This is a genomic window from Collimonas fungivorans, from assembly GCF_001584145.1.
GTDB classification, from domain to species: domain Bacteria; phylum Pseudomonadota; class Gammaproteobacteria; order Burkholderiales; family Burkholderiaceae_D; genus Collimonas; species Collimonas fungivorans.
Genome location: NZ_CP013232.1, coordinates 98650 through 119821, shown reverse-complemented (window position 1 = coordinate 119821; position 21172 = coordinate 98650). Strand labels below are relative to the sequence as shown.

The 21172-nt window shown below is 59.4% G+C and carries 15 protein-coding genes; 9 read left to right on the top strand and 6 right to left on the bottom strand.

Features of this window, described 5'->3' with window-relative positions:
* The first annotated feature begins 51 nt into the window (after positions 1-51).
* From tssB to CFter6_RS00425, 8 genes are all read left to right on the top strand, one after another.
* On the top strand, positions 52-561 hold the full coding sequence (gene tssB, locus CFter6_RS00460) for a type VI secretion system contractile sheath small subunit (protein ID WP_014004068.1): 510 nt from the start codon (positions 52-54) through the stop codon (positions 559-561).
* A 1-nt stretch (position 562) separates the two neighbouring features.
* Complete coding sequence (gene tssC / locus CFter6_RS00455; protein WP_014004067.1) at positions 563-2050, top strand: type VI secretion system contractile sheath large subunit; 1488 nt, start codon at positions 563-565, stop codon at positions 2048-2050.
* Between the two features lie 23 nt (positions 2051-2073).
* Positions 2074-2565: an Hcp family type VI secretion system effector gene (locus CFter6_RS00450; RefSeq protein WP_014004066.1), complete on the top strand. Its 492-nt coding sequence runs from the start codon at positions 2074-2076 to the stop codon at positions 2563-2565.
* 62 nt (positions 2566-2627) lie between these two features.
* On the top strand, positions 2628-3119 hold the full coding sequence (gene tssE / locus CFter6_RS00445) for a type VI secretion system baseplate subunit TssE (protein WP_014004065.1): 492 nt from the start codon (positions 2628-2630) through the stop codon (positions 3117-3119).
* A gap of 1 nt (position 3120) precedes the next feature.
* Positions 3121-4965, top strand: a complete 1845-nt coding sequence (gene tssF, locus CFter6_RS00440) for a type VI secretion system baseplate subunit TssF (RefSeq protein WP_061538267.1) — start codon at positions 3121-3123, stop codon at positions 4963-4965.
* Positions 4929-6011: a type VI secretion system baseplate subunit TssG gene (tssG, locus tag CFter6_RS00435; protein WP_061538266.1), complete on the top strand. Its 1083-nt coding sequence runs from the start codon at positions 4929-4931 to the stop codon at positions 6009-6011. Before tssF ends, tssG begins: the two co-directional genes overlap by 37 nt.
* A 24-nt stretch (positions 6012-6035) precedes the next feature.
* The gene (tssH, locus tag CFter6_RS00430) at positions 6036-8732 is read left to right on the top strand and encodes a type VI secretion system ATPase TssH (RefSeq protein ID WP_061538265.1); all 2697 of its coding nucleotides are present in this window, start codon (positions 6036-6038) and stop codon (positions 8730-8732) included.
* Positions 8733-8744: 12 nt separating this feature from the next.
* The gene (locus CFter6_RS00425; RefSeq protein WP_061538264.1) at positions 8745-9113 is read left to right on the top strand and encodes a hypothetical protein; all 369 of its coding nucleotides are present in this window, start codon (positions 8745-8747) and stop codon (positions 9111-9113) included.
* Positions 9114-9166: 53 nt separating this feature from the next.
* Here CFter6_RS00425 and CFter6_RS00420 read toward each other — a convergent pair whose 3' ends face one another.
* From CFter6_RS00420 to CFter6_RS00400, 5 genes are all read right to left on the bottom strand, one after another.
* The gene (locus CFter6_RS00420; protein ID WP_061538263.1) at positions 9167-9550 is read right to left on the bottom strand and encodes an SMI1/KNR4 family protein; all 384 of its coding nucleotides are present in this window, start codon (positions 9548-9550) and stop codon (positions 9167-9169) included.
* Between the two features lie 2 nt (positions 9551-9552).
* Positions 9553-14151 (bottom strand): RHS repeat-associated core domain-containing protein, encoded by a 4599-nt coding sequence (locus CFter6_RS00415; RefSeq protein WP_082814493.1) that lies wholly within the window; start codon positions 14149-14151, stop codon positions 9553-9555.
* A gap of 13 nt (positions 14152-14164) precedes the next feature.
* A complete protein-coding gene (locus tag CFter6_RS00410) occupies positions 14165-15814 on the bottom strand; it encodes a hypothetical protein (protein ID WP_061538262.1) in 1650 nt (549 codons plus the stop codon).
* A 23-nt stretch (positions 15815-15837) separates the two neighbouring features.
* Positions 15838-18081, bottom strand: a complete 2244-nt coding sequence (locus CFter6_RS00405) for a type VI secretion system Vgr family protein (protein ID WP_061538261.1) — start codon at positions 18079-18081, stop codon at positions 15838-15840.
* Between the two features lie 295 nt (positions 18082-18376).
* Positions 18377-18886: a hypothetical protein gene (locus CFter6_RS00400; RefSeq protein WP_061538260.1), complete on the bottom strand. Its 510-nt coding sequence runs from the start codon at positions 18884-18886 to the stop codon at positions 18377-18379.
* A 404-nt stretch (positions 18887-19290) separates the two neighbouring features.
* Here CFter6_RS00400 and tssA point away from each other — a divergent pair, with 404 nt between their 5' ends.
* Positions 19291-20379 (top strand): type VI secretion system protein TssA, encoded by a 1089-nt coding sequence (gene tssA, locus CFter6_RS00395; protein ID WP_061538259.1) that lies wholly within the window; start codon positions 19291-19293, stop codon positions 20377-20379.
* 7 nt (positions 20380-20386) lie between these two features.
* Here tssA and CFter6_RS00390 read toward each other — a convergent pair whose 3' ends face one another.
* The gene (locus CFter6_RS00390) at positions 20387-21169 is read right to left on the bottom strand and encodes an OmpA family protein (protein ID WP_061538258.1); all 783 of its coding nucleotides are present in this window, start codon (positions 21167-21169) and stop codon (positions 20387-20389) included.
* Positions 21170-21172 lie beyond the last annotated feature (3 nt).

Genomic DNA, 21172 nt, shown 5'->3' with positions numbered 1-21172 from the left:
ATTCCGCCAGGCGGGGTCGGGGCTTGATTATTCGGTATCAGCGGGGGTTTTATGGCTAAAAAAGAGAGTACTCAAAAACGTTTGCAGAAAGTCCGTCCACCACGGGTGCAAATGACTTACGACGTTGAAATCGGCGACGCCATCGAGCAAAAGGAATTGCCGTTCGTGATGGGGGTGATCGGCGATTTCAGCGGTAAATCCGAAGTGGCCCAGACCAAGCTGAAGGACCGCAAGTTCGTCAACATCGACAACGACAACTTCGATGAAGTGATGAAAGGCGTCGAGCCGAGAGCCGCTTTCCGCGTGCCGAACCACTTGAGCGACGCCGGCGGCGAGTTCGGGGTCGACCTGAAGTTCAAGTCGATCGACGATTTCCGTCCGGAAGCGGTAGTGCAGCAGATCGAGCCGCTCAAGCAGCTGCTCGAAGCCCGCACCAAACTGGCCGACCTGCGCAACAAGCTGGCCGGCAACGACAAGCTGGAAGATATCCTCAACGATGTGCTCAACAGCACCGAAAAGCTGGCGGCGTTAAGCAAGCAAACCAAGAAGCAAGGAGACTGAGATGTCCTTTCAGCATAATTCTGCGCCAGCCGCAGGGGCGGCCGCAGAAGAATCCGGTTTGCTCGACCAGATCGTAGAACAGAGCAAAGTCGCCAAGTCCGGCGCCGAGCACGACCGCGCCAAAGACATCATTTCGGAACTGGTGAACCAGGTCATGCAGGGCACCGTGGTGGTGTCGGCCAACCTGTCAGCCACCATCGACGCCCGCGTGGCCGAGCTGGACCGCCTGATTTCGGCCCAGGTCAGCGCCGTGATCCATGCGCCTGAATTCCAGAAACTGGAAAGCAGCTGGACCGGCCTGCACTACCTGGTGTTCAACTCGACCACCAGCCAGAACCTCAAGATCAAGGTCTTGAACGCCACCAAGCGGGAATTGGTCAAGGACTTCCAGAGCGCCCTCGAGTTCGACCAGAGCGCGATCTTCAAGAAAGTCTACGAAGAAGAGTTCGGCACTTTCGGCGGTGCGCCGTTCGGCTCCCTGCTGGGCGATTTCGAAATCACCCGGCAGCCGGAAGACATGTATTTCGTCGAACAGATGTCGCATATCGCAGCGGCTGCCCATGCACCGTTCATCAGCTCGGCCTCGCCTGAGCTGTTCGGCCTGGAAACCTACAGCGAACTCGGCAAGCCGCGCGACCTGGCCAAGGTGTTCGAGACCGTCGAATACGCCAAATGGAAGTCTTTCCGCGAATCCGAAGATTCCCGTTATGTCGGCCTGACCCTGCCGCGCTTCCTGGGCCGCCTGCCGTTCAATCCGAAGGATGGCCAGACAGTCGAAGGCTTCAACTTTGTCGAAGATGTCGACGGCACCGATCACTCCAAGTACCTCTGGTGTAATGCAGCGTATGCCTTCGGCACCAAGCTGACCAAGGCGTTTGAAGATTTCGGCTGGTGCGCGGCGATCCGCGGCGTCGAAGGCGGCGGCCTGGTGGAAGACCTGCCGACCCACACCTTCAAGACCGACGAAGGCGAAGTCGCGCTCAAGTGCCCGACCGAAATCGCGATTACCGACCGTCGCGAAAAAGAACTGAGCGACCTCGGCTTCATCTCGCTGGTGCATTGCAAGAACACCGATTACGCCGCCTTCTTCGGCGCGCAGTCGACGCAAAAAGCCAAGAAATACAATACCGATTCGGCCAACGCCAATTCTGTGCTGTCAGCCCAGCTGCAGTACATTTTTGCCGTATCGCGTATTGCGCATTACATGAAATCGATGATGCGCGACAAGATCGGCAGCTTTGCTTCGGCAGGCAACGTGGAGGATTTCCTTAACCGTTGGCTGACCCAGTATGTGCTGCTTGATGACAATGCCAGCCAAGAAGCCAAAGCGCAATTTCCCTTGCGTGAAGCCTCGGTGCAGGTATCCGAAGTACCGGGACGTCCGGGCGTCTACCGTGCAGTGTCCTTCCTGCGCCCGCACTTCCAGCTTGACGAACTTTCAGTTTCACTGCGCTTGGTTGCAGAATTACCAGCGTCAACCAAGTCTTAACTTAATTCACAAGGGGTATCACTATGGCAATTGACGTTTATCTGCAAATCGACGGCATCAAGGGCGAATCCACGGACAGCGCGCACAAGGATTGGATCGAGTGCAAATCGGTACAGTGGGAAGTGCTGCAGCCGAAGTCGGCAACTGCTTCGACCGGCGGCGGCCACACTGCCGAGCGCTGCGAGCACAAGGACATCGTCGTGACCAAGATCGCCGATCTGGCCACACCGCTGCTGCTGCAGAACTGCTCGTCGGGCAAGACCATTCCGAAGGCCAAGTTCGAATTCCTGCGCGCCGACGGCAAGGGCGACCGCATCAAGTACTTCGAAATCGAACTGGTCAACCTGCTGATTTCCGATGTCACCCCATCGGTCCAGGAAGGCGACGTGCTGAGCGAAAGCATCAGCCTGAAGTACTCCCAGGTCAAATGGAAGTACACACAGCAAAAAATCGGCGGCGGTTCGGGCGGCAATACTTCCGGCGGCTGGGATCTGTCGACCAACAAGGTCGTGTAATTTTCTTGCATTGAACAAAGAGCCGCATGCTGCGGCTCTTTTTTTCTCCTGAATGGTAAGCGATGAAAGGTTTCACTCCTGGATTGTTTGACCGGTTGATGGGCGGCGACAACACGCCTGCGCAATCCGATCTGGTAGTGCGATTGTCGATGGACGCCTTGAAAGACACGGTCGCCCGCGACCTTGAGGCCATGCTCAATACGCGTACCGTGATTCCCGAAGAGTTGCTGAAGAATTTCCCCGAATGCAGCAAGTCGATACTGACCTACGGCTTGAACGATTTTTCCGGCATGAGCCTGGCCAGCCTGGACGACCGGGCGCATATCTGCCAGTGCCTGGAACAGGGCATTGCGCGCCACGAGCCGCGCCTGAGGAACGTGCGCGCCTCGCTCGAACTGCGCGAAGGATCGATCAACCGCTTGAATTTTGCGATTGCGGCCATGCTGGTGGTGGGGCCGGCCAAAGAAGCCGTGAGCTTCGACGCCGTGCTGCAGCCGTCAACCTTGCAATATTCAATCAGCAGAGCACGCCGCGCGATGCGGATGGACGGTTAACGTGGACGAATTACTTCCCTATTACGAGCGCGAGCTCGGTTTCCTGAGACGCTATTCGCGCGAGTTTTCCGAACGCTATCCGAAGATTGCCAGCCGCCTGCTGATGTCCGGCGAAGTATCGGAAGATCCGCACATCGAGCGCATGATCCAGTCGTTCGCGCTGATCAATGCCCGCACCTCGAAGCGGCTGGACGACGATTACCCGGAATTCACCGAAGCCCTGTTCGAAGTGTTGTATCCGCACTACCTGCGGCCGTTTCCGTCCTGCTCGATCGCGCGCATGGACTACAGCGTCGCCGCGGCACAGCTGACCACCGCCATGCCGGTGCCGCGCGGCACCGAACTGACAACGCGCCAGGTCAAGGGCGTGGCTTGCAAATTCAAGACAACCTATGAAGTGACAGTGGCGCCGGTGCTGCTGTCGCGCGCGGTATTCGATCCCATCATCGAACCGCCGGACGCAGTGCTGCTGCCGCCGACCGCCAGCTCACGCATCGGCATTACTTTCGAGAGCACGGCGGAGCAAGCCGGTTTTGCCGAACTGGGCGTCAAGAGCCTGCGCGTATTCATCGACGGCGAGCCATCGTTCTGCGCTGCATTGCGCGACACCCTGTTCATGCGCACCGTGCGCGCCTATGTCGAAGTCGGCAAGAGCGGCAAATGGCATGCCGTGAACAAGATCCCGGTCACGCCGGTGGGTTTTGAAGAAGACGAATCGCTGATCGACTTCCCGGCGCGCTCGCATCCTGCTTACCGGCTGCTGACCGAGTACTTTTCCTATCCCGAGAAATTCAATTTCTTTGACGTCGATGTTGCCGAAATCACAAAGCTGCTGCCGCCCGGCTGCAAGAAATTCACCTTGCACCTGGTGCTGTCCGGACTGCGCGCCGACTCCAACACCGCGCGCATGCTGGGCACCCTGTCGACCAACAACCTGCTGCTAGGCTGCACCCCGGTCATCAACCTGTTCAAGCAGCGCGGCGACCCGATCCGGCTGACCCACACCAGCGCCTACTATCCGGTAGTGGGCGACTCGCGGCGCGCCTACGCTTATGAAGTGCATTCGATCGATTCGGTGCAACTGGTGCGGCAGACCCCGGAAGGCGAATCGATTACCGAATTCCGGCCTTTCTATTCGTTGCGCCACGGCGAAAGCGTGGACAAGGCCGGCCATTACTGGGCCATGCGGCGCGACGAGATGGTCGCGGCGCGCAGCCCCGGCTACGAAACCGAAATTTCGATCGTCGACATCGACTTCGATCCGGCCACCATAGAAACCGATACGCTGAGCATCGAGCTGACTTGCTGCAATCGCAACCTGCCGGCTTCCCTGGCTTACGGCCTGGCTGGCGGCGATCTGTTCCTGGAAGGCGGTTCGCTGGTGAACTCCATCGGCTTCTTGCGCAAGCCATCCGAGCCTTGCCGCTTCGAGCGCGGCCGCGGCGCCCACTGGCGCCTGATTTCCCATCTTGCATTGAACCACCTGTCGCTGGCCAAGGGCGGCCTGGAGGCTTTGCAAGAGACCCTGAGCTTGTACGACTTGCCGCGTTCGGCGATTTCCCAGCGCCAGATCGGCAGCGTGGTCGGCATCGACCACAAGGCTGCCACCGCCTGGCTGCCCGGCAATCCGTTTGCATCGCTGGTGCGCGGCATCGAGATCAGGGTCACGCTGGACGAGGAAGGTTTTGTCGGTAGCGGCATCCATGTGTTTGCCAATGTCCTGGACCGCTTCCTCGGCCTGTATGTGCATGCCAACAGCTTTACGCAATTGGTGATAGCTTCCAAACGAACAGGTGAGGAGATACTGCGATGCTTACCGCGCAGCGGAGATTCGAACCTAGTGTAATCCAGCGCTTGCTGGACAAGCCGCATCGGTTCCAGTTTTTCCAGGCTGTGATGATGTTGGAGCTGTGGTTGAAACGCAACGGCATCCCGCATGAGGAGGCCGTCAGCGATTTCCTGCGTTTCCAGAACACCGTGTCGCTGAATTTTCCTCCGAGCGAAATCGAGGCGCTGGAGGTAACGCCGAAGCTGACCGAAAAAACGGTGGAAGCGCTGCTGGAAGCATTGCAGACCAACCAGCTCGACAGCATTGCGCTGACGCCGGCGTTCATCGGTTTCTTAGGCAGCAACGGCACCTTGCCCAGCCACTACTCGGAACGCATCGCTGCACACCAGCTGTATGAAAAAGATCACGGGCCGCGCGCTTTCCTGGATGTTTTCTCGAATCGCAGCGTAGCGCTTTTTTTCAAGGCCTGGCGCAAGTACCGGCTGGAATTCAAGTACCAGATCGACGGCACCGACAGTTTCCTGCCGCTGCTGATGTCGCTCGCCGGCCTCGGCCACCGCACTTTGCGCGACCGCATGTCGGAAGACGGCGCCGGCGTGCTGGACGAGTCGATCGGACATTTCGCCGCAGCCATCCGCCATCGGCCGCCGTCGGCAGCGTACATGCAGCGGGTGTTGCGCGAATATTTTTCGGTGCCGATCACCATCGAGCAGTTTGTCGGCCATTGGTATAACGTGCCGGTGGACCAGCAAACCGTGCTGGGTTCCACCAACGCCCTGCTAGGCAGCGTGGCGATGGTGGGCGAGCGGGTATGGCAGCGCGATCTGCGCATGCGCCTGAAAATCGGCCCGCTGGCGAAGAAGAAGTTCGAGAGTTTTTTGCCGGGCGGCGCTGCCGCCATCGGCTTGCAAAAAATACTGGCGATGTTTACCAGCGTCTTCCTGGAGTATGAAATACAGCTGATCTTGCGCGCAGACCAGGTACAAAGCGTCATCCTCAACTCCGACCGCGAAAGCGGACGGCTGGGCTGGGATACTTTTGTCACCAGCAAACCGGAAGAAAGCGACCGCACCGATGTCTGTTACGAAATTCACTCACTTTGACCATGCATGGATGGGAAGGCTTCAATGAGCATTAATCTCAAAACCTTAATCAGCAAACTGAACGACACCTCGCGCCTGGCGGCGGAACGTGCGGCAAACATCTGCGTCGGACGCGGCCAGTATGAAGTGGATATCGAACATCTGTTCCTGGCCTTGCTGGAACAGCCCAAGAGCGACTTTGCAGTCATCGCGCGCAAATCCGGCATCAGTCTGGCTGCGCTGGAAAGCGACCTGCAGGGCGAAATCGACCGTTTCAAGAACGGCAATGCGCGCACCCCGGTATTTTCGCCGCACCTGCCCAAGCTGTTCGAACACGCCTGGCTGATCGCCTCGCTGGATAACCAGTCGGGACGGATCCGCAGCGGCCACCTGCTGCTGGCGCTGCTGACCGAGCCGGACCTGGTGCAGCTGGCCTACCGCGGCTCCAAGCTGTTCATCAAGTTCAAGCTGGACGACCTCAAGCACGACCTGGAAAAACTGACCGAAGGTTCGCAGGAAAGCACGACAGCAGATGGCGGCGTCGCCACGGCTGCAGATGAAGGCGGCGATCCGGTGCAGGACCTGACCGGCGAAGCCTCGAAAACCCCGTCGCTCGACAAGTTCACCACCAACCTGACGCAGCGTGCGCGCGAAGGCAAGGTCGATCCGGTGATCGGCCGCGATACCGAAATCCGCCAGACCATCGACATCCTGATGCGGCGCCGCCAAAACAATCCTATCCTGACCGGCGAGGCCGGCGTCGGCAAGACCGCGGTGGTGGAAGGCCTGGCGCTGCGCATTGCACAAAAAGACGTGCCCGACGTGCTGCAAGGCGTCGAAGTGCATACGCTCGACATGGGCCTGCTGCAAGCCGGCGCCAGCGTCAAGGGCGAGTTTGAAAACCGCCTGAAAAGCGTGATCGACGAAGTCAAGAAAAGCTCGCACGCCATCATCCTGTTCATCGACGAAGCCCACACCATGATCGGCGCAGGCGGCCAGGCCGGCCAGAACGACGCCGCCAACCTGCTGAAACCGGCGCTGGCGCGCGGCGAACTGCGCACCATCGCCGCCACCACCTGGAGCGAGTACAAGAAATATTTCGAAAAAGACGCCGCCCTGGCACGCCGTTTCCAGGTAGTGAAGGTCGAGGAGCCGAGCGAAGAACTGGCTTGCGCCATGCTGCGCGGCATGGCGCCGCTGATGGAAAAACACTTCGGCGTGCGGGTCTTCGATGAGGCCATCACCGAAGCGGTGCGCCTGTCGCATCGCTATATCAGCGGCCGCCAGCTGCCCGACAAGGCGATCAGCGTGCTCGACACCGCCTGCGCCAAAGTCGCGCTGGGCCAGAATGCAACGCCGGCCCTGATCGAGAACATCGTCAAGAAGCTGGATCGCCTGGTGGCCGAGCTCAATTCGCTGGAGCGCGAATCGAACGCCGGCGGCAAGCATGCCGAACGGTTGAAGGAATTGCGCGAACTGCAGGCCACGCTGAATGCGGAACTGGCGGTCCATCGCGAACGCTGGGAAAAGGAAAAAGCCTTGACCGACCGCATCAAGGCCGCGCGCACCGACCTGGAAGCAATACCGGCTGCCGAACAAACCCCGGCAGAGGACGCCAAGCCATCGAAAAAAGCCGCCGCCAAGGACAGCAAGGAAAGCCAGGAACTGGCAAAGCTGATCGAGGAACTGAAAACGCTGCAAGGCGAAACACCGATGGTGCCGGTGCAGGTCGACGGCCTGGTGGTGGCGGAAATCGTCGCCAGCTGGACCGGCATCCCGCTCGGCAAGATGGTCAAGGATGAAATCAAGACCGTGATCAACCTCGGCTCGCTGCTGCACGAACGCGTGCTCGGCCAGCCGCATGCGATCGAGGCTGTGGCGCAGCGTGTGCGTACTTCGCGCGCCAACCTGGACGACCCCAACAAACCCAAGGGGGTGTTCCTGTTCGTCGGCCCGTCCGGCGTCGGCAAGACCGAAACCGCGCTGGCGCTGGCCGATGTACTGTACGGCGGCGAACGCAAGCTGGTCACCATCAACATGAGCGAATACCAGGAAGCGCACAGCGTCTCCGGCCTGAAAGGCTCGCCGCCGGGCTATGTCGGCTATGGCGAAGGCGGCGTCCTGACCGAGGCGGTGCGCCGCAATCCGTACAGCGTGGTGCTGCTGGACGAGGTGGAAAAAGCCCATCCGGACGTGCTCGAGCTGTTTTTCCAGGTGTTCGACAAGGGTGTGCTGGACGACGCCGAGGGCCGCGAGATCGATTTCAAGAACACCATCATCATCCTCACCAGCAATGTCGCCTCCAGCCTGATCATGCAGAGCTGCCTGAACAAGGCGGCGGCGGAACTGCCGAGCACCGACGACCTGGAACAGGCGATCCGGCCGCAGCTGGTGAAGGCGTTCAAGCCGGCCTTCCTGGGACGCCTCAAAGTGATTCCTTATTATCCGATTTCGGACGACGTGCTGGTCGAGATCATCAATCTCAAGCTGGGACGCATCCAGAAACGCATCGCCATCAACCACAAGGCCGAGTTCAGCTACGACGAACCGCTGGTGGAAGCGGTGCTGGCGCGCTGCACGGAAGTCGATTCCGGCGCCCGCAACGTCGACAATATCCTCAACGGCACGCTGTTGCCGGAAATTGCCGAAACCGTGCTGGCCAGGATGGCCGAAGGCGACAGCATCGCCAAGATCAAGGTCACTGCCAACAAGCAGGGGCAATTCAAGTACGCGATCAAATAGAACGGAGAGAACATGGATGCAGCAACCAAGCAAAAGATCTTGAAGCAGTGCTACTCGAAGCGCTTCGACGAGAAATACAGCCGCAAATTCCAGTACCAGGACAAGGCCACCGACGTGCGCAATTTCGTCAAGCTGACGCCGGCCGATATCATCGACCTGCTGGATATGGCTTCCGCATCGGCGCGTTCACAGGCGCGCCAGCTGCTGCAGCTGATGCAGGGGCGGCCATGGCTGCCGTCGGCGACGGCGCATGAAGGCGGGACCGGCGATCAGCGTGGGGTGGACAACAACCTGCACATCACGCTGAAGGTGGGAGACAAGAGCTATCACTTGCGCTGCAAGGAGCAGCCTGGGTTGCACGTTATCCAGATTACCGGATAGGCTCTACGAAAACTGCATAAGTAATGCGCTAGAGCCCTTCCGGCCAGAAGGCTTTAGCGCAGCGATGAAATCCAGTCCTGCAATGAAGCGGCCTCTTGTTCGAAATCTTCCGGCCCCAGGTCGCCAAGATCCGAACTATAGATGGACAAGTCGTCCGACTCTGACCGCATCAGGAAACCGCGGCCACCGCTGTCGTCACCGACCAGCAGGTATTCCGGACAATAGGTACTTATCTCATATGTTGTGTTGCGTTCCAACATTGATGCGGTATCGTATAGCGTCGCTCCTTGCGGTGTAATGAAGCCATTCGTGCTGCGATAAAAATCCTCCAGCTGCGCCGGGACCGGTCGTCCAAGCTGTTGCCGCATCTGGTCGATTTCTACTTGCGAGGCCGGCGCCACGGCCGCGCCCAAGGCAATAATATTTGTGATATCCATCGTTAAATCCGGCATCCTAAAGAAGTGAAGTATTTATAAGAACTGGCGATCGCTCTGCGCGCTCGACCTTCGGGAACACCGGCGTCAATCAGCTGCTTATACCCGGTATTCATTTCTTCTCTGAGCGTAGTTGATCCCCATTTTCCTCCGGGCAGTGCTGACAGCCGTGTCCGCCATGCTCTTTGCGCCGCCGAGACTTGGGCATGTTCGTAGCCGCTGGAAGATCTCAATAATATCGTAGGAGCGTCACCGCTGTTGTAGTTTGCAATGTTTGCCTTGGCCCAGGCGTCCTGGACAGGATGGTGCGATTGAACGCGCAGGTCCGGCAAGGTATTGGTATGTCCTGGAGCACGATTTACACCAGGACTCAGTTCGCTGTGAGATCCGACATCATGCGTCTGTGCTCCGCCAGGACGAATGGTCAAGCCAAGCGGGTCTATCCAGGCGAAGGTATTGGGTGCGTAGGAATACAGAGCTATCCCCCCGTCCAGTCCTATCGGATCCTGTCCAACAAACTGTCCGATATCCGGGTCGTAATATCGGTAACGGTTGTAGTGCATGCCGGTTTCAGCATCAGAATACTGACCTTGCAGCCGGAGCGGATTATCCACGGCCTGCATATGCAGCTGCCGCACCGCTCCCATGGCCGTGTAGCTGGCCGACCACACCACTGTTCCGTCAGCATCCGTCAACCTTGTCGGACAGCCGTTGGGATCAACGTGATAATGAAACACATGACCAGCCACCGCCGGTCGTTTCGAGCCCGCGGCGCCGGCATCCATTTCCGGTGCTGCCGGCGGCGTTCCAGCTGCTGACCCGAATGCAAGCGATGGCGCGCCGGCGTTGCCACTCAGCTGTATTCCAGCGCCCAGTCCGGTATTATCCAATTGCTGCCGACCGAGGCGGGCCGAGATCTGGTTTTCATGCACTGGCGATGCAGGATCGTCTAAAACACCGAGCTTGACGCTACCCAAGCCTCCCATGCCGCCGGCGCCGGGCCCACTTGCTTTCAAAGTTTCAGGTGCGCTGGTAGCGGCACGAGACATATTTTTCTCTACCGCTGCATTGATGCCGCTCGCCACATCTCCTTCAGCAGGACGGTCGATCAAAGCGAACGGCACAAACGTGGCGGGATAATAAACAAACTCTCTAACCTGGCCATGCATTGCCTTCAGAGCAGTCAGGCGGCGGCGCGCGGCCATCAGATCCGCAACGTTTCCAGCCGACCAGATATCCGCAAGGCTGCCGGCGTTGTTAGACTGCCGGACTTCTCCCAACAGCGCGTCGCCGTCCCAAAAGAACCAGGTGGTGTGGTTTTGATTGCGCTTGAACACCCGGCGCCCCAACGGATCATAGCCATAGCGGGTCGACTGGCTACCTTTGCTGCTTTCGATCAAACGCTGGTTGGCGTCCCAGCGCAGTCGGAGGGATGCCACATCCGGTGCAGCCGGCGAAATCACCGAACCAGCTTCACGGCGTATCAGGTTGCCGACGCGGTCGAATACATAATGCCGTCCCTCGTGATCACCTTCGCGGCTCCAGGTAATCTCGACCTGATTTTCAGCGCCCGCAGCTTGCCGCATTTCCATTTTCCGAATCTGCGTACGCAAGCGATCGCCGGCAGGATCGCTGAGGAACTTCGTGACGTGACCGGCAGGATCGGTATGTTGCAAGAGATTGCCTAGCGGGTCATATTGATACAGGTTACTGCCATGGCCGCTGTCGCTTCGCCGCGTCTGATTGCCGGCATGGTCATAATCGTAACTGGTATCGAACAGCGGCATCTGGTCGCGTAATACCGTTTGGGCGTTCAAATGACCGGCCGCGTTGTAGCTCAGATGACGCTGGACCTTGCCGCTCAGATGTTCTTTGGTTGCGCGTCCAAGGACGTCGCGTTCGATCAGGACAGGGGGTTCCGAGTTGATGGCCACACTTGCTACCCGATCGCACAAATCGAAACTGCAAACGACCTTATTGTCGGCACTGGTTTGCCGCGATAAACGGTTGCCCACTTCATCATAGCGATTCTCGATCTTGAAACCATCCTGGTTTTCTTCGCTCAGATTGCCGTCGGCATCGAATTTACGCAATACATGGCGACATGGATTGCGCATCTCGATCAAAGCGCCATTCCTGTCGTAGCCATAGGTTTCCTGTATTTGCCGCGCGGGATCATCGCTGTCCGGCAGCGTTTTTCTGGTAATCCGGCCCAAACGGTCAGTGGCGTAACTGATCGTCTGTCCCAAAGGGTCACGGCTGCTCAGCAAAGCGCCCCTGGCATCGTAGCGATATCGACGCGATTGCTCCCAATAATCGCACTCCTCAACAATACGGCCCAAGGCATCGCGCTTGAGCCGGTAGGTTTCCTTGCGCTGATTTACCACTCCGACCAATTGCTGTTCGGTGTCATACAAATACTCGACAGTCTGGCCATCCGCATGCAGGCGCTTTGCGAGCCTGCCTGTGCCCGCGTACTCCAGAACGGTTTTGGCGCCGTCCTGAGACGTGTAGCTGATCAACTGGTCCTCTGCGTCATAATCGCAAAAAGAGCTCACGCCATCCGCATCAAGCGTCTGCAGCAAACGTCCTTTGGCATCGTAGCGATATTCGGTAGCGGTGCCGGCAGGATCCGTAATACGCTTCAGATATCCAAGGGCATCGTGCTCGAAATGGCTGCGGTGGCCGAGGGCATCGGTCAAACACGAAAGATTGCCGTAACGGTCAAACGCCAGCGCCGTAACAGCGCCGCGTGGATTCACCAAGGTAAGCAGCTGGCCATGAGCATCGTAGGTAAAATGCGAACGCGCCCCCATTGGCGTACTTTGTTCGAGCAACAAACCGTTTTCGCTCCAGCTGCGGCGCCAGTGCTTGCCAAGCGGGTCGACCACTTCAGTAATACGATTAGCGTCATTGAACACCATGACAGTCGCGTTGCCCTCTGGGTCCAGCAGTTTCAGCAAATTACCCCGCTCGTCATACTCAAATTCCGTCCTTGATCCAGCAGGATCAAGGACTGCCGTAGTCCGTCCTAATGCATCGTATTCGAATACCGTAACGCCGCCCAGCGGGTCAATTTCGCATAAAGGCAAATTATCTTCATCGAACTTGATCAGCGAAACATGGCCGAGCGAATCAGTGACTTCGGTCTCGCGCAATACCGTGTTGTACACAAAGCTGCTGTCATGCAGGCCATTTTCACCCCAAGCGTGTATAACGCGCCATTCATCGTCATAAGCATAATAAAACGAGAGACCCAGGCGGTCAGCATGGCGCACCAGGCGATGATGGTCATAGTCGAAGGTACGGGCGGCGTCAAGTGCGTCGAATGCTGCGACCATATCGCGGTTCTGGTACTTGTATGTCACCAGCGGATAGTTCAGTCCGGTAGCAGGATCGTGCAGGCTTAGCTGATGGATTTTACCGTCGTATTCATGCACTTCGATAAAGCGTCCCGGAAGTTCACCGATACCGCTCTCTATGATTCGTGTCAGATGGCCATCGACACGTTCAAAACGCCAATGATTACCGCACAGATCTTCGATCCTTTCGATCTGCAGGCACAGGGCTTGATGCAATGGTGCGATATTGGGCGCAGGCTTGCGGAAGACGTAACGAAGATCGTCCTTGGTCACGACATGCAGTTCATCGGCATCGTCGCTTCTGGCCCAATGCAACTGCGCGCCGTCGACAAATTCCGTCACGGCGTGATCGGCACCCACTGCTTCAGGCAATTGGGAAAACACCGCCGCGCCGCTTGCCTCGAAAAACAGCACCATGCCATCCGGCTCAATTTCCAGCCGAAAATCCGCAGGTGTCTGCCAGCCGTATCCACAGATGCCATCATGGTTGTTATTCGAGGAATAGCCGCGGCTCCAGGTCAGCGGCAAGCGGCCTGGAATGAAAAAATCTTCATGGAAAACTGCAACGCTGCCATCGCGGATATCGACCGGCTCCGCACGCAGCACCCTGCATTTCAGGAAGCCGGGCTCCATATTCTTGAACAGCTTCTGGCGCGCCTTTTTGAACGCCTCTCCTACTCGCTGAAAGCCCTTGGTTCGACGTAAAGCCTTGAAGCCTTTGCCCAGGGCCGCAAATCCCAGCTTGGATGCAATGCCCATCAGGGAAATCGTCGGCGGCCCGCCGACAAACACGCTGTCCGGTATCGCCAGGTTGACCGAAGTCGGCAAGGTCATCGACAGATGCGGTTTGGACGGTTTCTTCAGGCGGAACGGCGGCACCATGCCGACCACGCTGCAATCGAGCACCGGCATGCCCAGGCGCGAGAACGGCGAGTCGTCGGCCAGCACGGTCTTGCTGCCCATGAACAACTCGTCGTCGAACTGCGGACCGCCGGGGGCGCGCAGGGGCGGCACCCAGATCGCCAGCGGGATATGCACCGACAGGCCGCCGGTTCCCGCCGTGGCGCGCTTGACGCCGGCCACCTGCACTGTCGCGCCGATAAAAGGCAGGTAATCGAAAGGATCGAGCACCATCGAGATATGCGCAGTGGGCAGCGGCACCGGCGGCGTGCCGGGCACCAGTACGTACATGTGGATATCGATGCCTATCTGGGGGTCGAAATGCTTGGCAGCGTTGGTCATGGACGCTTCCTTTTCAGGCGGTCGCGGCGGCGCTTGCCGGCGCTTTGGCGGCTGCGTTTGAATGGGCCGCCGCGGCGGTCTCGATCACGCCGGCCGGATCGGGCAATTTGGTGAACTGCGGCGGCTCGCTCCATTCCGGGACATCCTTGTCGAGCGGATGCTTGACTTCGGGCAGGCCGTTCCAGAGCGGATTGAGCAGTTCACGCGCCAGCGCCACCACTTTGCGGAAGAATTCGTCGCCGCCGGCGATCAGGTGCTCGCGTTCCTGGCGCTGGCGCTGGAAACTGCTTTCGAAACGCGCGTGCATGGCCGTTTCGATTTTTTCCAGGTCGGCCGGCGCCGGTTGCTCTCCCAGCTTGCCAGCCTGCTGTTCGGCATGCAGATGGGCGGCAGCGACTGCGGCCTGGTAATCTGCTGCGCTGCGCTCCAGTTTTTCGGTGCGCCCCGGGTCTTGCAGGCGCAACAGATCCTGCAGGGCAAGCGACATGGTGGTGAGCGGACGTTCAGCCGGAGCGACCGCTTTTGCAGCGCGCAGCGCCAGGGCGCCGTGGTCGCGCGCCAGTTTTTCCTGCCGGGCTTGCGCGTAACTGTAGCCGGCCATGCGGAAACCTTCGATTTCAAACATCGGATTGGGCACACGCTGCGCCTGCTCCGCGGCGCTGCAGTAGGCTTGCGCCGCCTTTTCCGGCTGCTTCGCCACCAGCCACACGCCAGCTTCGCCAAACCAGGTTTGCATGATCAGGTCGGCCGCCATCGGATGCTTGTCCTGTTCCGCCTGGATCGCGCATTCACGGGCGTCGCGATAGCGCTTGATGGCGTCGACGTAGTTCTTTTCTTTTACGTAAGCGCCCGCGACCGCCATCTGCAGCACTACCTGCTGGTCCGGCCACCGCTCGCGCTGCGCGATCTGCATGGCTTTTTCGGCGCGCGCCGCGGTTTGCGCGGCGCTGCCTTTTTCGACCAGGGTGATGACGTCGGTAAGCAGCTGGCGGTAGGCTACCGTGGGGCCGGAGCCGCCTGACTGCGCTACCGTTTCGCGGGCAATGTCGAACATGTCGATCGGCGCTTCCACCACACGCACACTGGCGCCATGGCGCTGCGTCAGCGCCTCCCAGCGACGGTCGGACAGAGTATCGACCAGCGTCAGGCGCACCCTGGCCTCATCCGCGGCCAGGGCGGGACTGCGCAACGCCGCGTCCAGCCACGCTTCCCAGCCATCCTGGCTGGTCACGCCGTTAGGCGCCAGCACTGCATTCACATAACGCAAATGCGCCAGCTGCGCGTGATGATGCTGCGCGAACGAAGCCAGCAAGACCATTACGCCGGAAGCAGAATCGTGAAGCGGCAGCTGGGAAAACGGCCAGTCTGCCGCTACCCCTTGCTCGCGCAGGCTGTCCTTGCTGTCGACATAGCTGTCGGCCAGGGCCTGGCGCAATGCCCGGCTGTAGCCGAAGCCAGTGTCGAACGGCACCTCGAAGCGCAGGAACAGGTCCGGCGTGGTCCAGTCGCCGGCATGCTGCTGCATCTCGAAAAACGCTTGCAGCATGCGGTCGGCATTATCGGGAATGCGCCACACCAGCAGCCGCACCTGCGGGTCTTCGGTATGTTCCAGCCACAGGTCGCGCAGGGTCTCGACGCGCTTTTCGACAGGATTCTTCGCCATGTTCGCGTCCTTTCAATAAGGTCTCAGCTGTTCAGGTTGATCTTGCTGCCGTTGATAGAGACGCCGCCGCCATTGATCTTGATGATCGAGCCGCCTGCGGTGATGATGATTTCGGAGCCTACGATACTGATGCCGGCGCCGCCGACCATCAGGTCAACCTTGCTGCCCGAAGTAATTGTCTGGTCGGAGCCGGAATACACGCTGTGGGTGCCGGACACTTCATGCTGCATGTTGCCGGTCACCGACAGCAGGCGCGCGCCTGTGTTGCCGTCTTCTACCGGGCCGGTCACCGTGCGCTTGTCGGTGCCGGTTACCGTCACTTCGCGGCCGGCATGCATGGTGTCGCTGACCGCGCCGGTAACGGTATGGGTGAGCGTGCCGGTGATATCTCTTTTCCAGTTGCCGCTGGTGCTGCCGCTATAGTTGCCGACCAGAGTGCTGCCGTAGTCGCCGGTGATGTTTTCGTTATAACCGGCGGCAGTGATGGTGCGTTTCTGGCCCGCCTGGTAGGTCTGCGTCACCGCGCCGGTAACGGTGGCGGTGGAGGTGCCGGTGACGGTGCGGGTATCGTTGCCGGTGACCGTGGCGCCGCGGTTGCCGCCCACCGAGATATCCTGGTTGGCGCCGACATTCAGGCTATGGTTGACCGCTACCTTGGTCGCCTTGTTGTTGTTGACGGTGCTGTTATGGTCGTTCAGCACCGTCACCGCCATGTCGCGCTGGGCATGCATGTTGAGCAGTTCGCTGCCGCCGGTGTCGTGCATGGTGACTTCATTGAAGCCGCCGCCGCGCACCGTCTTGGAGCGCATGCCGCTGACTTCCTGGCCGAACGGCGGCATGTTGTCGGCGTTGTAGACGCGGCCGGTGATGATCGGCCGGTCCGGATTGCCATCGAGGAAATCGACCACCACTTCCTGCCCGACGCGCGGCGCCGAAACCCCGCCCATGCCGCTGCCGGCCCAGGGGCTGGCGACCCGCACCCAGCAAGAACTCTGGTCGTTGAACTGGCCCAGCCGGTCCCAGTGGAACTGCAATTTGACGCGGCCGTATTTGTCGTGCCAGATCTCCTCGCCTTTCGGTCCCACCACGGTCGCCGTCTGCGGCCCCGGCATGCGCGGCCTGGCGGTCTCGCGCAAGGGCCTGTACGGAATCTTGCGGCGCAGCGCGCTGACCTCGACCCGGTACATGCAATCCTGGGCTTCGCTGAAATCGCTGGAGAAATTGTTGCGGGCATCGTGGCTGACCTGCAGCGCCATGAAGCGATGTTCGGTCTGGTCGTCGTCCTCATGCTCGAAATGGCCGCTGAGGTCGAAATAGCGGCCAATCTCCAGCACCCGGGTAGTGCCGGCGCCTTCAAACAGCTTGGTTTGCCAGCCGGCTTCCTCGGCGCGCACCGCAGTCAGCTGCTCGCCGACCGAGCTGTTGCCGTAGCTGGCCGCGCCATCGTAAGCGTAATGCTCGAATTGCGGCAGGGTGCCGCGCGGCGCATCGTTCTTCAGTTCGACCGCGAGCGGATTGCGCGGCTGCTTGAAATCGAAACTCTTGATGCTGTGCACCGAAGGCCCGACCCGGCGCCGCGGCCGCCAGTCGTCCAGCACGTCGCTGGCCTGCAATTCCTGGTTGGGCTGAAAACGCACGGTGGCGTCGCCGTCCAGCGGCTTGCACTGGGTGGAGTCGTCGGCCAGCACCAGCTTGTGGCCACTCTCGCTGTGCTCGAAGCTGTAGTAGATGCCGGCATCCTCCAGCAGGCGCGAGACGAAGGTGAAATCGGATTCGTTGTACTGCACGCAGTACGGCAGTTTTGGATAGCGGCCGGCAATCAGGTCAAAGCGGTAATCGGCCAGCTGGCCGTATTTGCTGAATACTTCCTGGGCGATATCGAGCACCGACTGGTCCTGGAACACGCGGCAGTTGCTGGCGTAGTCGAGGAAGGAAAACCACGGCGCCAGCTGCGCCTGGTAAGTCGCCAGGCCGCCGTCACTGCCGGTGCGGCTGAATTCCTGGACAAAACCATGGAAATGGCGCTCGTCGCCAGCGGTCAGCATGGTCAGCAGCACCGGCTGGCCGACCAGTTGCTTGAGTTCAAGCTGGTCGTACGGCGACAGTAATTCCAGCGTCAGCTGGAACGGCTTGGACAGCGCTTCGCTGCCGTACATCCGGTGCACCAGCAGCAGGTCGGCATCCAACGGGGTCTTGATCCGGACCAGGCGCCGGTCCTGGTTGAAGCGGCCTACCCGGGCCAGCATTGCAGAAGGGTTTGGATACATTGGCATTCTCCGTTTTGCAAAAGGAATGGCTTTGCATAGAGCAGCTATTTAAGCCACGATCCTGGATGAGGACGTCGGCTTTTCCCGCTATAACTGATGGAACGAATATGCGGCAGAAGTATTGCCGATCTGAAATTATATCGGTATTTGAGGCCGTCGCAACGCCATGTCTCAATAATTTACAGCGCTGGCGTTACCGGCGAGTGACAGCGGCGGCGAGGTGGCGGCCGGCATGCCAAGCCGGACCGCGGTGGTACTTTAATTACTTTAAAAACAATATTTGACGCTTGCCGGCTTATTGCAAAGCCCCGAACGGCTTGCCCTCGCCGCCAGCATCCGGCGTCGCGGTTTTGGCGGCGCGCGTCGCCTTTTTCTTCAGCGGGCGGCTCACCTTAGGCTTGGTGTCGGCCACTGCGGCCGGATCGACCACGGTTTCGCCCAGGCTCTCACGCAGCAATTTTGTCTGGTTCTGGGCGTCGCTGAGCACGCCGCCATTCAAGTCGCTCTGCGCGCTCAAGTCGTTCAGGGCCTTGATCGACAACTTGAGGCTGCCCAAAGCCACCACGCCCTTGGCGTACTTGTCGGCCGGATCGCGTTGCAATACCTGCAATGCATAAGCTACCGCATCGCCGTAGCTGCCGGCCTCGTATTTGATCTGGGTCATGCGCACCCATGGCGTTTTTTCGGTCGGACGGGCTTGCGCCACATCCTTGAGCACCTGGATTTCCTGGTCGGCCGCACTTTTCTGCGCCGCATCTGCAACAGCTGGCGCGGCGGGAGCTGCCGACGCAGCGAATGGAATCATCAAACATGTTAAAGCGACACTGCAAACCAACTTGGTTTTCCAAAGCTTCATAGCTTTACTCACTTTCCTGAAAATATTAAGACCTGGGCGGGCACAGACAGGCACAACACAGCCATTGCAAATATAACAATCACCACGGCAGACATCAACTGCTGCAAATGCAGGATATCGATGCTTTTTTAGGGATGCATTCAGGACACATGTTACTACGGAAACATCTCCTTTGACATTTTGGCATATCCATTCCCCATCGCCGATGCCGGGTTTGCGCCACATTACAGGAGCAACTTAGATTCCTTTTTTGAAACGCTAGGGTATGATTGTGCCAAGGAAATTCTGATGAATATCTCGCAAGAGCGTCGCCGCTTGCCGGCTTGAATCACTTTTATTTGGATTTGTCATTTATGTTTTCTGTCGATCAATTACTCAATCCCGTCAGCGATGCCGCACCGTGCGGCGCCGACCTGTCTTTCTCAAGCGACCTGGATGCGATTGCCAACGCCCGGCGCTTTGACGATCCCTCGCTCGACCAGGGCGAATGGGTCACCGAACTCAAGGAGGCGGACTGGGGTTTCGTCGTCGACAATTGCGCGCGGCTGATCGAAACCCAGAGCAAGGATCTGCGGCTGGCGGTCTGGCTGGCGGAAGCCAATGCCAAGGTACGCCATTTCAGCGGCCTGGCTGACGGCTACCTGCTGCTGGCCGGCTTGAGCGACAGGTATTGGGAAAACTTGCATCCGGTGCCGGATGACGACGACCAGGAATTGCGGGTCGGCAACCTGAGCTGGCTGTTGACGCGCTCGGTGCAGCTGATACGCGAAATACCGATCACTGAAGGCCGCGGCACCGCTTTTTCCAGCGTCGATTTTGAATCGGCGCGCATCCGCGCAGCCAGTGAAGAACGAGACCGGGCCAACGGCGAGAGCGTCAGCAACGAAGGCGTCAAGCTGGCGGACATCGAAGCGGCAAAACGCAAATCGTCGCCGAAGTTTTATGAAAAATTATTGGCCGACGCCAGCTTGTGCCAGCAAGCGCTGCTGCAGCTGGAAAAATCGATCGATTTCCGCGTGGGCCAGGATGGCCCGGCTTTTTCGGCGGCCAAGGACGCCCTGGAAAGTGTGATTGCGGTCATCACCCGCTTCGCCCAGGAAGCCGGGGTCAACACGGGCAGCGCGCCGAAAGCCGGCAGCAACGATACACAAACCGCACCCACGGTGCAGCAGGAGGTAAGCAAGGTGGAGCAAGCACAAGCCACGCTGAACGGCCCGATACAGAACCGCGCCCAGGCGCTGGCGCAACTGCGCCATGTGGCCGATTTTTTCCGCCGCACCGAGCCGCACAGCCCGGTCGCCTACCTGGCGGACAAGGCTGCCAGCTGGGGCGACCTGCCGCTGCACCACTGGCTGCGCACGGTCATCAAGGATCCAGGCTCGCTGGCGCATGTGGAAGAACTGCTCGGGCTGCACGGCAACCAGCAGAACGACGAAAACTAAAAGCCGCTTACTGCGATACCCGGAATTCGATACGACGGTTGCGCGAGCGGCCGTCGGCGGTATCGTTGGTCATGATCGGCCGGTCCGGCCCCTGGCCCGAGGTCACGACGCTGTCCGGATTGATGCCCTTCTGCGCCAGGTAATCCTTCACCGCATCGGCGCGCGCCTTGCTCAGCGAGACGTTACGCGCCCGCAAACCCTGGTTGTCGGTATGGCCGATGATTTCCACCTTCTTGTCTTTCACCTTCAGCAGCGCGGCCGACATTTCGTCGAGGATGCGCATGCCGGACGGCGTCAGCGTGGCTTGCCCGCTTTCGAATTCGATGGTGCGGTTGGCCAGGGTCTGGTCGAGGACATTCTGCTCCGAGGCAGAAACCCGCAAGCCGTTCTTGACGGTGTAAGTCGGATTCAGGTTGCCGGCGATTTCGCTGGCGATCTGCTGGCGCTGCGCTTCATTGCTGACTTCGCCGTTGATGGTGACGGTATTGCCGTCGATCTTCAGCTGGCCGCGGCTGACCTGCTTCAGGCTCGGATTGATCAGCTTCTGCACATAACCGTTCCAGTTGGCCGGCGACACCACCGAACCGACCGAGATCTGGTCGACTACGCGGTCGGCGCCGTACAGTTCCTGCAGCTTGCTCAGCGCGCTCTGCTTGCTGGCTTCGTCCGGCACCGTGCCGCTGACCAGGATCTGGCCCGGTTTCGGGGTAGCCACGGGCGGCGCGACATTTTGTGCCAGCGCCAGGTTCGACACGAATAACGATGTCAGGGCAATGCTCAGATAACGCATGCG